Genomic DNA, 11,579 nt, shown 5'->3' with positions numbered 1-11,579 from the left:
TCACCGCCCGTCCAGCACGGCGCACAGCACCGTCAGATCGTCGCCGGTACGGGCCGCCGCCGGGCCGGAGAGCAACGCACGCAGCGGCTCGGCGTCGCCGCCGTTGGCGCGCAGGGTGGCGGCGAGCCCGCAGAAGAACCGCGTCGAGGGCACCGGGCCGGCCTCCGGGGGCAGCCCGTGAACGCCGGGGTGGTCCAGGCTCAGGGCGGCGCAGCCGTCGGTGGCGAGGACGACGCCGCTGAGCTGCGGCTCCCACACCACGAAGGTGCGCACCCGCAGCGCGGCGCCGGGCGAGGAGAGGAACACCGGCCCCGGGCCGCCGGGGGCGAGCGGCGGAAGCACCAGGTGGCAGCGCTCGGCGGCCCCGGCCTCCTGGGTGAGGACCGTGCCGAAGCAGTCGCCGACCGAGACGAAGGCCACCCAGGGCGGGCGCATCACGGCGGCGACGACGGTGGCGGCCAGCGCGCCGGTGTCGGCCGGCTCCCCGGTGGTCGCGCCGAGCACGGCCTGTGTGGCGCCCAGGAACTCCGCGACCAGCCGGGCCCCGCGGGCCGCCGCCCAGCCGGTCCAGGCCTCCGGGGCGTCCTCGGCGCCGGGTACGCCCTCCGCGAGCACCCGGCAGGCCGCGTCGACGGCGAGGTGGGCGCCGAGCGCGCTGCGCTCCCGGCTGCCCGCGCCGTCGGCCACGGCCAGCACCACCGCCTCGCCCGCGTCGGCGGCCTTGAAGGCGTCCTGGCATCCGCGCCCGGCCGCCAGGTGCCCGGTGCCCTGGACGACGGCGCCCGCGACGATCACCGGTGCTGCTCCTCTAGCCGCCGCATCCGTTCGAGCTTGTCGTTGTACTGCCGCACCTCACGGTGGATGTCGTCGGCGGTCCGGTCGGGCGTGATCCGGTCCGAGCTCTGGAACACCACGTCCAGGATCTGCCCGAAGCTCAGCTCCTCCAGCATCAGCGCCGCCTTGGGGGCGAGCACCTGCAGCAGTTCCAGGTCGGCGCCGCGCACCCCGATCGCCTGCAGCACGAACTCTCCGCGCTCCTCGCCGAGGCGCACCCGGCGGGCGGTCTCGGCGAGTGCGGCCGGCTCCATCCGGTTGCCCTGGGCGTCGCTCGGGGCGCCGTCGGTCAGCACCCACAGGAAGGGCCGGCGCACCGGGACGTGCTGCTGCTGCAGGGTCCGATAGCGGCCGCGGGCCAGCTCCAGCGCCGTCTCGACGGCGTCGGTCAGCCGGGTGAGCCCGGAGGCCTCCAGCCGGGGCGGGCGCATCCGGTCCACCGGCACGAACAGCCGTTCCGGCGCGGCCTGCTCGACGGGGACCAGGGCGCCCCGGCCGGCGTCGAAGACCCGTACCCGCGAGTCGAAGGCGACCAGGCAGACCTCCACCCGGGCGCGCAGCCGCGGGGCCGTGTGCTCCCCGGCGAACCAGCGGGCCAGGGCGTCGTTGAGCGCGTCGATCCGGGGCTGCTCGGCCGGGCGGCCCATCGAGGCCGAGGTGTCCAGGAGCAACACGACGGGCTGCCGCTCGTGGTAGCCCTCGGCGGGGCCGAAGTCGTACGTGCTCATCCGCGCGGCGCCCCGTCCCGGCCGACCGGGCGGGCGACCAGCCGTCCGCTCGTCGGGTCGAGGTCCACCAGGACCTCCGTTCCGCGCGGGGTCGCGGCGGGCTCCGGGAGCATCCGCAGCAGAACGCCCTCGATGAGGACGTAGGTGTCCGGCGCGGGCCAGGTCACGGTCCGCCCCGACGCCCCGTGGGCCCACTCGTCCATCCCGTCCACCATGCACCGCCCCCGTGTGACCGTCCGTCAACTCGACGTCCCGGACGACGCGTCCGGGAGGCGATCACCTTTCCATCGGACCGCCCGCGCACGCAACCGCGATCACCCCCGTGGATCGCGGTGCGGCGCGCTTCGTGCTTGCCTTGCGCTCCTGCCTGCGCTCTTCCGTCGCGCTCTTCCATTGCACCGGATCAGCCGGTCGCCCGCCGGTCGTGAGCGGGGCGGATCCCGGCCGGAATGCGCTCCACGAGCGCCGCGGCCTCGGGCGTGCGCACCACGAAGTGCACCTCCCACGGCGCCCCGCCCGCCAACTCGGCCTCCACCGCGGCCCACACGGCGGCCAGGCCGGCCTGGTACGACAGGCCGCCGCGCCCCGAACCGAGCAGCGGGAAGCACACTGAGCGCAGCGGCGGGTCGAACCGCTGCCGCTCCTCCGCGAGGACCGCGAACGCCCGGGAGACGGCCCGGGTCACGTCGGAGGGCAACACGTCGTAGTCGTTCGTTCCGGCCCGGGGAACGGCCACCGCCGCGTGGTAGATCCGGCGAACTCCCCGCTCCGCCAGGGCCCCTGAGCCGGTGGCCGCCACCGTGCCGGGCAGCACGGCGCGCCCGGCCACCCCGTACCCGCCCGCCCAGGCGCGCAGTTCCTCGTGCAGCGGGTCCGCCTGCACGTCACCGGTCACCCCGCGCCGGGCGGCCGCGCGGCGCAGCGAGGCGGCCACCGAGGCCTTGTACGGCTCGGGCAGCGCGAAGTACACGTTCGAGGGAGAGACCACCACGTCCACCTCGCGCAGCAGGTCCACCGGGTGGACGTGCAGGGTGAGCGCCACCGGCCGCCCACCGGCCGTGACGTGGACCGTCCGGTGCGTGCCCGCGCCGGCTCTCGAAGGTGCCGGCCCCGGCTCCGCAGCGAGGCGCAGGATGTGTTCGGCGACCTGTTCCAGGACCATCACCTCGTGATCCTTGCGGAACCGCTCCACGCTCACCCCGTACACCCCGGCCGCCCGCGCCCGGCGGTCGGAGGCCGGCCAGTCCCGGGTGCCCTGCGCCAGGCCCAGGGTGTACTCGGCGGCGGTGCGCAGCGTCCCGGCGTCCAGCCCGGAGACGGCCAGCCGCAGCAGCGCCTCGACGGCCGCGCCAGGCGTCCGGGCAGCGCCGGCGGCGGTGGACCCGGAGGTGGCCTCGGCTGCGGACTCCAACGCGGGCAGCGCACGTCCGCGCAGGCGGACCAGCCCTGCCCGCCGGACCTCCTTGAGTTCGGGCACAAGTGACGAAGGGTCAGGGAGGGGTGATGCCATGCGCCCACGATGGCATCACCCCTCGGCGGCGCACAAGTTGCGGGCGATCATTCCGGGCCGCCGGATTCACCACCCCACGGGCACCGAGACCTCCGCCCGCAACGGCTTGAGCAATTCGTTGACCTGCTCAAGCCCCTCAGCTGAGCCGAGGTCGAGGATGCTCCGCTGCGCCAGCACCTCCAACGGGCCGCCCGCGCACTGCTCGACCCGGTCGCGGTAGAGCATCAGCACGTCCTCGCCCCGGTTGCGCCGGGAGTCCCAGAGCAGGCCCTGCGCGTCCGGCGCCTGCGCCCTGATCTCGCTCGACCAGCGCCGTGACACGGCGTAGTTGCGCTCGTCGTCGAGGAGGGACTCCTGGCAGACGGCGGCCAGGTCGGGGCCGGTCTTCAGGGAGGCCAGGGTGAGGTCGTGCCGGGCGCGCAGGCAGCTCAGCGAGCGGCCGTGGGCCACCGCGTAGCCGACCTCCCGCCTGCCGTCCCGGCCGTACGGCACCGAGCGCAGCATGCTCTCGGCGAGGGCTGTGAGCGGCGTCCGCGCCAGGTAGAGGTAGTGGTACGGGTCGAGCGCGGTGCCCTCGAAGCGGCCGCCGTCGAAGTGGATGTCCGAGAGCCGGTCGTTGAACTGGTCCGGCGCGTAATGGGACTTGTGCACCCGCCACAGCTCGGTGCCGGCCGGGATGGCGGAGAAGTTGGGGTGCAGCGCTGTCTTGATCCTGGGGAAGAAGCCGGTCGCGTCGAAAGGGCGGTCGCTCATCATTCTCCCTCCACCAGTTGGGTCGCCGCCCCGACCAGCCGGTCGTCGGACAGGCGGCCGAGCAACGAGGCGGGCGCGCCGCCCAGCCAGCTGTTGTCGCTGAGCCACCAACTCCCGGCGCCCCAGGGGTCGATGTCCGCGAGCAGCAGCCGGTTGACCTCCAGGACGACCCCGTACGGGGCGCCGCTGCCCGCGGTGAACTGGAAGCGCGGGTAGCGCGCGCCTTCCGGGGAACCGGGTACCCGGATCAGCTCGGGCGGCGGCGGGCCGCCGCAGCGGTCCCGGGCCTCCTGCGCTGAGAGCGTCAGCGCGTCGAGCAGCAGGTGGCCCGGCCTGGTCCCGGCCGGGGGCTCCGGTTCGTCCGCCGGAGCCGACAGCCAGGCCAGCAGCTCGCGGGCCACGTCCACGTCCGCCGGTACGGGCGGCGCGGCGACCAGCCGCGAGGAGTCCAGCGCGGCGCGTACCGGGTGGTCGAAGGACAGTGGCCGCAGGGCCCGGCGGACGCCCTGGAGCGCGCTGCGCCGGCCCCGCTCGTCGTCCGCGGCCACGGCGGCGAGCGCCTCCAGCCGGCTCAGCAGTACCGCGTACCCCTCCTCGCCGAGCTGTGCGCGGATGCTGTCGTGGTGCTCGCGGATCAGACCGAGCAGCCGCTCCGTCGCCCGCCCGCCGCCCTCGCCCGTGCCGTCCTCGTTCACGAGCTCTTCCCTTTCTTCGGATCGTTCCCGTCCCCGTGCCCGGCCGGACCGGGGTGGCCCTGATGGATGAAGGCGGCCCAGTGCGCGATCCGGTCCAGGTCCGGGCGCCGCAGTTCCCCGACGAGTTCCTCGTGCAGCGAGCTCGGGGCCTGCCGGTCCGGGTCGAGCATCCACAGCTGGGCGGCCCGCAGCGCATCGACGGGGCTGAGCCGGTCGACGTTCAGGTGGTGGTGGAAGACCGCCATGAGCAGCGCCGACGCGCCGTCCGAGGCGGCCCAGCGGGAGCCGACGACGTCCCGGGCACCGGCCGTGCAGAAGCCCGTGGTGAGGGTGAGCGCCTCGTCGTGGTCGCGCGTGGAGAGGTCGGTCTGACAGGCGCTGAGCACGACCAACGGGCCGTCCTCGTTGTGCTGTCGGGCATCCGGGCGGTCGAGCAACCGGGTGACGGTGAGCAGGCCCGTGCGGGAATCCGGGTCGCCGTCGGGGTCGGCCAGGCGAAGCGCCGAGGCCGTGGGGTTCGTACCCGCCGAGCCGTGCGCGGCCAGGTGGAGCACCGAGGCCCCGTCGGCGAGGTACCCGAGGACGGCCTCGGGCGTGCCCGGGGCCAGCTCCTCCTCGGCCAGGTCCGAGACCTCCCCGCACACCCGGGCCTGCGGGTAGAAGGAGTCCCGCAACGCCAGCACCTCGATCTCGGCGTACATCAGGTCCTGCGTCGGATCGGCGAGCAACACGGGTGCGGCCGCCGGCGGCCGGGGTGCGCGTCGTACGGAGCGCAGGAACTGGCTGCCCGAGGCGGCGTAGCTGATCACCGCGGCCTGGCAGAGGTGCTCGTGGGGCGGCTCGCCGGGGAAGCGGCCGGCGTGCCAGGGCACGATGCCGAGGCGCCCGCACGGCACGAGGACGATCCGCAGCGGCCGGCCGTCGGCCGCCAGCCGTTCCTCCAGGCCGGCCAGCACCGGGCCGAGGACCGCGCCGGCCCATTCACAGAGCGCGGCGAGCGCTTCCTCCCAGGCCTGGCGCAGGGCGGGGTCCTCCGTACGGCCTTCCTTCACGGCGGCATCGAGCGCGGCGGCGGCGTCCAGGTAGCTCTCCAGCGGGCCGCTCTCGGCCTGGGAGAGCTGCTCCAGGACGCCCATCCCGGCCCCGAGGTGCGGGCCCACCGCGATGACGATCCCGGGACCGACCTCGCCGCCGGGCACCAGGTACAGCAGGGCGTCCGCACCGCTGGCCGCGAGCCCGTCGTCGAGTTCGCTCAGCGTGGGGGCGGCGAGCAGGCCGCCCTCGTCGCGGTAGCCCAGCGCCTGCAGCGCCTGGCGGCGCAGGGCGCTGGGCAGTTCGCCGGGCACTCCTCCGACGTGGCTGCCGCCGTCCGTCGTCGCGGTGGCGGCTCGCCAGGCTTCGGCGAGCTCGTGGTGGCCGTGCTGTTCCAGGAGTTCGGGGACGGCCACCGACGTGGACGCCGCGTGCAGCACCAGCGCCCGGCCCAACTCCAGTGCGGCCACGGCCTCGTGCAGCCGCCCCTGCGATCCCGCCCACAGCGCGGCCTGGGCGCCCCGGCTGGCTCCGGCCCGGGCGGCCACCAGCCCGTGCTCGGCACCGGTCTGCAGGAGGACGTCCGCGGCGAGCGCGGTCAGCGCCTCCTTGGCGGCCTCCAGGGCCCTGGTGTCCGACACGTCCTCGTTCTCGACCGCGCGCACCCGGTACGCCCCGGCCAGGTACCAGAGCGCCTCGGCGGCGATCCGCGGCGCCCTGCCCTCCCGGACGCCGTCGCGGACTCGCTCCAGTTCCTCGATCAGCCGGTCGAGGAGGGCCCGGTCGCGGGTCATGCCGAAGCGGAGGGCCAGTGAGAGCGCGGCGTTGTAGACCTCGTCCGTCGAGGCCTTCGGCGGCGGGGCCTGGTACTCGTGCATCGGCGCCGGCGGGGTGTCGGACAGGAAGGCGCGCAGGAGGTCGTAGTCCGGGCCGGCCGGGACGGGGATCTCGTCACCGAAGGGCGTCCCGGTCTCCTTCACCGTGGCCATCCCGCCCTCCATGACGGACAGGCTGTCCAGGAGCAGCTCCCGGTCCTGGGCGACGATGCCGAGCTTGGCGCGGGCCGCGCCGAGCGTCAGCAGGACGATCCCCCGGAAGAAGCCGTCCGGGACCTCCTCCGCCAGTCGCTCGGCCTCGGCCACCAGGCCGCGCACCACCCGTACGTCGTGCTCGGCGTTCCCGGTCTCCCCGACGTCCATGATCCGGTGGTACAGGTCCAGCGACCGGCCCAGGACGGTGGGGTCGCCGATGCCAGGTGGCAGGGAGCCCCCCATCTTCCCGAGGCTGTCCTGGATCGCCGCCATGTTCCGGCGGCCCGCCTCCCGGTCCTGGAGCGTGCCACCTATACCGGCACCGACGTTGAGCAGGAGCGCCCGGAGCCCTTCCAGGTGGTGGGACTGGTCGGGGCCGGGGGGCTGTCGGTCCTGGACGTCACGCAGCCGGCCGAGCAGGTGGTTGAGCGCCCGGTGGGGGTCGGTGCTGTTCAGCGCTTCGTCGAGGCCGTGGGTGGTGGCGTTGACGGCGTCCATACCGGCGACGACGCGGCGAAGGGACTCGGGATCGAGGACGGTCGCCGGGTCCGGGGCGGGTTCCGGATCCGGATCCGGGGCCGGGTCCCTGCCCGGGTCGGCGGCGGCAGCCGGTCCGAACATGCCGTCCAGCATCTGCCGTAACCGGTCCGAGAACGGATCTCCGTCCGGAATCATGCTCGCCAGGAGGTCGTGGATCCCGGCCGCCGTCGGATGCGCGATCCCCTCCTGCATGCGGCCCAGCAGCTCGCGGTGCTCCGGCGGCAGCGGGAGGTCCCCCATCTCGGCGAACAGCGTCTGCATCTCCCGGGCCAAGCCCATCAGTTCGGCCGGGGTGGACCGCGTCAACCAGTCGAGGTAGGCCGACATGTCGGGCACCGAGTCGAACCCGCTCTGCGCCGGAATGGGCGTGAGCAGCGCGAGCAGGTAGAACGCCGCCCACTGGCGGTGCTCCTCGCTCGCCGTCGCACCCAGCACCGTGGCGGGGTCCCGCACCTCCCGCAGCAGGGACTCCGCGCGGTCCCGGTCGGCCGGTGCATTGGCGGCGGCCCACCGCATGGTCAGCGCGGCCCCCAGCCACATGCTCGCCGCGCTGCGCAGCGCCGGGTCGTGGTCCAGCAGCCGTACCAGCTGTTCGAGTTCGCGGACGGACGCCTCGCACTCGCGCAGCAGCGGCAGGCGGCTCCCCGGGTCGGGCAGCAACCGCTTGACCCGCTCCTCCGCGTCCGCGATCCAGGCCCGCAGCCCCTGTACGCCGCCGTCCTCCACGTCGCCCACCGGCTCCCCGCCTCTCCGGATCTCCGAGTTCCTCCGTGACTACCCGCCACTATGCCGAGCTCTCGCCCCTGTGGCAGCCGAATTCCGCGACCGGCCTGCTCAACGCCCGGAATCCGCCCGGGACACGCCCAGTTGGGCCCGCATCTCGCCCCGCATCCGGCGCAGCCCGGCCCACCGGGCGTCGATGCCCTCCTGGACGGCAGCCGGCGAGTCACCGGCCCGGGGCACACCGGCGTCGAGGCGGCGGATCATGCCGTAGAGCTCGCCCAGGTCGTGGCTGAACGGGCCCGCGAGGTCGAGGACTCGCTCGGGCACCCGCAGCTGCGCCTCGGCGTACACCGCGCGGTACTGGTCGCGTGCCTCGGCCAGCCGCTGCCGGGCCGCCGGGAGGTCCGCGTCCCGGCCCAGCGCGTGCACCTGGTCGGTGAGGGCGGCCAGGTACTGCCGGGCCGCCGCGTTCAACCCGACGTAGCACGCACACAGTTCACGCTCACGTCGGCGCCGCTCCGCCACCTCCTCGGCGCGTTCCTGCTCACGCCGCCGGCCGCCGTCCGCCGCGCGTTGCGTCAGCAGCGCGGACATCAGTGTCCCCACGACGCCCACGACCGCGACGCCGAGCGTGCTCGCTCCCCCGATGTCCAACCCGGCCTCCGTCCGCCGATTCCGCGTACGGCCAGCAAAGCAGCGGCCTCCGGGCCGGCGGAACGACCGGCCCTGAGGTCGCCCGGAGGTCACCCGGGGTTCGACCTGGCGCCGACCGTCCGCATCGCCGACGCGCTCGCGCGGCGGGAGGCGGAGGCCGTGTCGGAGCGGTTCGCGATCGCCCGTGAGAGACGGTGGCCGGGCTACTCGGACGACGGACTCCCGCACCTGGCACGCGGCGACCGGGCGCTGCCCTGCAGCGCTTGTTGACGAAAAGTCAGCAAGTTGCCCGCAGCGCCTTGACGGCACACCGACACGGCCCTAGAACGTAGACAGCTCCCCGTTTCCCCGCCTCCCGGGAGCAGCGGACGTTCGTCTTCTCGACCCCTCACCGAAGAAGAGGCCTTCCCATGCGCATCCGCCCCCACCTTGCCGTGTCCGCCGCCGTCGCCGCCCTCGCCCTGGTCGCCGCCGTCCCCGCTTCCGCCGCGCCGGGCGACGCCGCCCCGGCGGTGCTGACCGCCGACGGCGCGGACGGCGCCGCCCTCGCGGCGGGCGACGCGCTCGCCGCGCCCCTCGCCGCGAACACCTCCGCCACCTTCTACTCCACCGCGACCAGCACGACCGGCGTCACCTGCGCCACCTCCCAGCTCGCCGCCACCGTGCTGACCAACCCGGCGGCCCCCGGGACCGCGACCGAGTCCCTGACCGGCCTCACCTTCGACTCCTGCACCAGCAACGTCACCGGCGTCACCTCGGTGCAGAGCCTGACCGTCGACACCCTCCCCTACGGCGTCACCGTCGACGACGGCACCGGCCTACCGGTCACCCTCACCGGCGGCAGCGCCGGCCCGATCCAGGCCACCGCCGTCCTCAACACCTGGTTCGGCACCATCACCTGCAGCTATCAGCTCAGCGGCGCCTTCACCGGCACCGCCGACAACACCGCCCACAGCCTGACCTTCACCAACGAGCACTTCGCCAAGAGCGGCGGCTCCGGCCTCTGCCCCGCCGACGGGTACTTCTCCGCGAGCTACGGCCCGGCCACCGACACCACCCAGCCCGGCGGCCCGGCGGTCTACGTCAACTGACCCGTCCGGACCCGGCCCGCGCGCCACCGCTGTGCCCCGTAGCCGCGAACAGACCGGGGCACAGTCGGACCGATTCGGGCGGGATGGGACGATACCTGCCATGTCTAGCAAGTCTCCATCGGTCCGGGGCGTCGAGGCCCCACCGGACCCGCTCCGCCGCCTGCTGCTCGAACTGGGCGAAGCCCTCCTGGGTGGCGGCCTTCCCGTCCACGACGTCGAGGAGGAACTCCACGGTCTGGGGCGGGCGATGGGGGCTCCGGACGTACGGGTCGCCGCCCTGACCAACGGCCTGTTCGTCGCCCTGGACACGGACGAGGGCACCCGGTTCCAGCCGGTCGGCGCCGCCCTGCGGTTCGAGCAGACCGCGGACGTCCTCCACCTGGTCCACCGGCTGCGCGCCGGCGAGGTCGACGGGAGCCAGGCACTGGCCGAGCTGGACCGGATCCGCCGGGCTCCGGCCCGCTGGCCCACCTGGGTCGCGGACCTCGGGGCGCTGCCGGTCGGGGTCGGGGTCTGCATCTTCCTCCAGCCGGTGACGGCGAACGTGCTGGCCGCCGGCGCCGGCTCGCTGATCGTGGTCGGGCTGACCGTGCTGGCCCGCCGACTGCCCCGGCTGCGACCACTGTTGCCCGTCACGGCCGGGTTCCTGGTCGCGCTGCTCGTCCTCTCGCTCGCCCGGGCCTCACTGCTGGACGGCCCACTGCGCACCATCGTGGCCACCCTGGCGATCCTGCTGCCGGGCGGCCTGCTGGTCACCGGGCTCTCCGAGATCGCGGCCGGCGCCTCCAGCGCCGGCACGGCCCGGCTGGTGTCCGGCGCGGTGCAACTGGCGCTCTTCCTCGCCGGGGTGGCCGCCGCCGCGACCGCGATCGGCATGCCAGCCTCCGCCCTGGCCAACATCCAGGTGGCCAAGCCCAGTTGGTGGGTGATCGCCCTCGGGCTGGCGCTCGCGGTGGCCGGCGTCGTCGTCAACGTCAACACCCCGCCGTCGGCCGTCCCGTGGATCGTCGCGGTGATCGCGGTCAGCGTCACCGTCCAGGTGGTGGTGGGCTCGGTCCACGGCGCGGCGATCGGCGGCCTGGCCGGGGCGGTCAGCGCCGCGGTCGCGGCCACCGTGGTGCACTGGCTGCCCGGCGGACCGCTCTGGCAGGTGCTCTACCTCCCGGCGTTCTGGATCGTGGTGCCGGGCTCCTTCGGCCTGCTCAACACCGCGCAGATCGAGGTCGGCAACGGCGCACAGTCGGTGCTGGCCGCCGTGTCGGCGGTCTTCGGGGTCGCGATCGGCACCCTGATCGGCTCGGTGATCAGCCGGATCCCCCGCCCCTCGCTCGCCGTGGCGCAGCTGCGGGCCTGACGCGGCCGAACGCGGCGCCGGGAGGCGGGTGGCCCCGGCGCCGCCGATACTGGGCGGGATCCCGAGAGGGTGCTCCGAGGAGGAATCGTGGACTACGGGCTCGGCGTCCGGCTCGACCGGCCGTTCCGTCAGACGGTGGAGGCCGTCACCGCCGCGCTGAAGGAGCAGGGCTTCGGTGTCCTGACCACCATCGACGTCCAGGCGACCATGCGCGAGAAACTCGGCGAGGAGCTGGAGGAGTACCTGATCCTCGGCACCTGCAACCCCGCCTTGGCCCACCGGGCGCTCCAGGCCGACCGCCGGATCGGGCTGCTGCTGCCCTGCAACGTGGTGGTCCGCACGGACGGCGACGCCACCGTGGTGGAGGCCGTCGACCCGCAGACGCTGGTCACCCTCGCCGGTTCGGGCGGCGGGCTCGGCGAGGTCGCGGACGAGGCGGCCCGGCGGCTGGGCGCGGCCCTCGCCTCGTTGCACGGCTGAGGAGTGCACGGCTGAGGCTCACGGCTCACGGCTCACGGCTCACGGCCCAGGGCTCACGGCTCGGGGCCCACCTGGTGGAGCCGGCCTCGGCGGCCCGGGCGGAAGCCGCGCCGAGGTACCCCGAACGAAGACCGGCGCGGCACCGCCTCGGCGC

Annotated in this window: 11 protein-coding genes; 3 read left to right on the top strand and 8 right to left on the bottom strand. The window is 74.8% G+C overall.

Annotation, left to right across the window (positions count from 1 at the left end; genetic code table 11):
- From ACH4E7_RS12530 to ACH4E7_RS12495, 8 genes are all read right to left on the bottom strand, one after another.
- On the bottom strand, nt 1-795 hold the full coding sequence (locus ACH4E7_RS12530; protein ID WP_396249016.1) for a protein phosphatase 2C domain-containing protein: 795 nt from the start codon (nt 793-795) through the stop codon (nt 1-3).
- Entirely contained in the window at nt 792-1,562 is a 771-nt protein-coding gene (locus ACH4E7_RS12525) for a hypothetical protein (protein ID WP_396249015.1), read from the bottom strand. Before ACH4E7_RS12525 ends, ACH4E7_RS12530 begins: the two co-directional genes overlap by 4 nt.
- On the bottom strand, nt 1,559-1,765 hold the full coding sequence (locus tag ACH4E7_RS12520) for a hypothetical protein (RefSeq protein WP_396249014.1): 207 nt from the start codon (nt 1,763-1,765) through the stop codon (nt 1,559-1,561). Before ACH4E7_RS12520 ends, ACH4E7_RS12525 begins: the two co-directional genes overlap by 4 nt.
- A gap of 200 nt (nt 1,766-1,965) precedes the next feature.
- Nucleotides 1,966-3,072 (bottom strand): hypothetical protein, encoded by a 1,107-nt coding sequence (locus tag ACH4E7_RS12515; protein ID WP_396249013.1) that lies wholly within the window; start codon nt 3,070-3,072, stop codon nt 1,966-1,968.
- Between the two features lie 66 nt (nt 3,073-3,138).
- Nucleotides 3,139-3,825, bottom strand: a complete 687-nt coding sequence (locus ACH4E7_RS12510) for an RES family NAD+ phosphorylase (protein ID WP_396249012.1) — start codon at nt 3,823-3,825, stop codon at nt 3,139-3,141.
- Nucleotides 3,825-4,520: a hypothetical protein gene (locus ACH4E7_RS12505; RefSeq protein ID WP_396249011.1), complete on the bottom strand. Its 696-nt coding sequence runs from the start codon at nt 4,518-4,520 to the stop codon at nt 3,825-3,827. Before ACH4E7_RS12505 ends, ACH4E7_RS12510 begins: the two co-directional genes overlap by 1 nt.
- Nucleotides 4,517-7,858: a CHAT domain-containing protein gene (locus tag ACH4E7_RS12500; RefSeq protein ID WP_396249010.1), complete on the bottom strand. Its 3,342-nt coding sequence runs from the start codon at nt 7,856-7,858 to the stop codon at nt 4,517-4,519. Before ACH4E7_RS12500 ends, ACH4E7_RS12505 begins: the two co-directional genes overlap by 4 nt.
- A 99-nt stretch (nt 7,859-7,957) precedes the next feature.
- Nucleotides 7,958-8,500, bottom strand: coding sequence for a hypothetical protein (locus tag ACH4E7_RS12495; protein ID WP_396249009.1), 543 nt, complete (start codon nt 8,498-8,500; stop codon nt 7,958-7,960).
- Nucleotides 8,501-8,910: 410 nt separating this feature from the next.
- Between ACH4E7_RS12495 and ACH4E7_RS12490 the strand changes: the two genes are divergently transcribed.
- From ACH4E7_RS12490 to ACH4E7_RS12480, 3 genes are all read left to right on the top strand, one after another.
- On the top strand, nt 8,911-9,591 hold the full coding sequence (locus ACH4E7_RS12490; RefSeq protein WP_396249008.1) for a Tat pathway signal sequence domain protein: 681 nt from the start codon (nt 8,911-8,913) through the stop codon (nt 9,589-9,591).
- Between the two features lie 100 nt (nt 9,592-9,691).
- Entirely contained in the window at nt 9,692-10,945 is a 1,254-nt protein-coding gene (locus tag ACH4E7_RS12485) for a threonine/serine exporter family protein (protein ID WP_396249007.1), read from the top strand.
- Between the two features lie 87 nt (nt 10,946-11,032).
- Nucleotides 11,033-11,425 carry a DUF302 domain-containing protein gene (locus ACH4E7_RS12480; RefSeq protein ID WP_396249006.1) on the top strand — a complete coding sequence of 131 codons (393 nt, stop codon included), beginning with the start codon at nt 11,033-11,035 and terminating at the stop codon, nt 11,423-11,425.
- Nucleotides 11,426-11,579: the final 154 nt, after the last annotated feature.

This window comes from Kitasatospora sp. NPDC018058 (assembly GCF_044327205.1).
GTDB lineage: Bacteria > Actinomycetota > Actinomycetes > Streptomycetales > Streptomycetaceae > Kitasatospora.
This window is presented reverse-complemented; position numbering and strand designations above follow the sequence as displayed.

Excerpts from the sequence above, each read along its gene's own strand:
- ACH4E7_RS12490 (WP_396249008.1), top strand. The coding sequence starts at position 8,911 with ATGCGCATCCGCCCCCACCTTGCCGTGTCCGCCGCCGTCGCCGCCCTC.
- ACH4E7_RS12515 (WP_396249013.1), bottom strand. The coding sequence starts at position 3,072 with ATGGCATCACCCCTCCCTGACCCTTCGTCACTTGTGCCCGAACTCAAG.
- ACH4E7_RS12525 (WP_396249015.1), bottom strand. The coding sequence starts at position 1,562 with ATGAGCACGTACGACTTCGGCCCCGCCGAGGGCTACCACGAGCGGCAG.
- ACH4E7_RS12485 (WP_396249007.1), top strand. The coding sequence starts at position 9,692 with ATGTCTAGCAAGTCTCCATCGGTCCGGGGCGTCGAGGCCCCACCGGAC.
- ACH4E7_RS12520 (WP_396249014.1), bottom strand. The coding sequence starts at position 1,765 with ATGGACGAGTGGGCCCACGGGGCGTCGGGGCGGACCGTGACCTGGCCC.
- ACH4E7_RS12510 (WP_396249012.1), bottom strand. The coding sequence starts at position 3,825 with ATGAGCGACCGCCCTTTCGACGCGACCGGCTTCTTCCCCAGGATCAAG.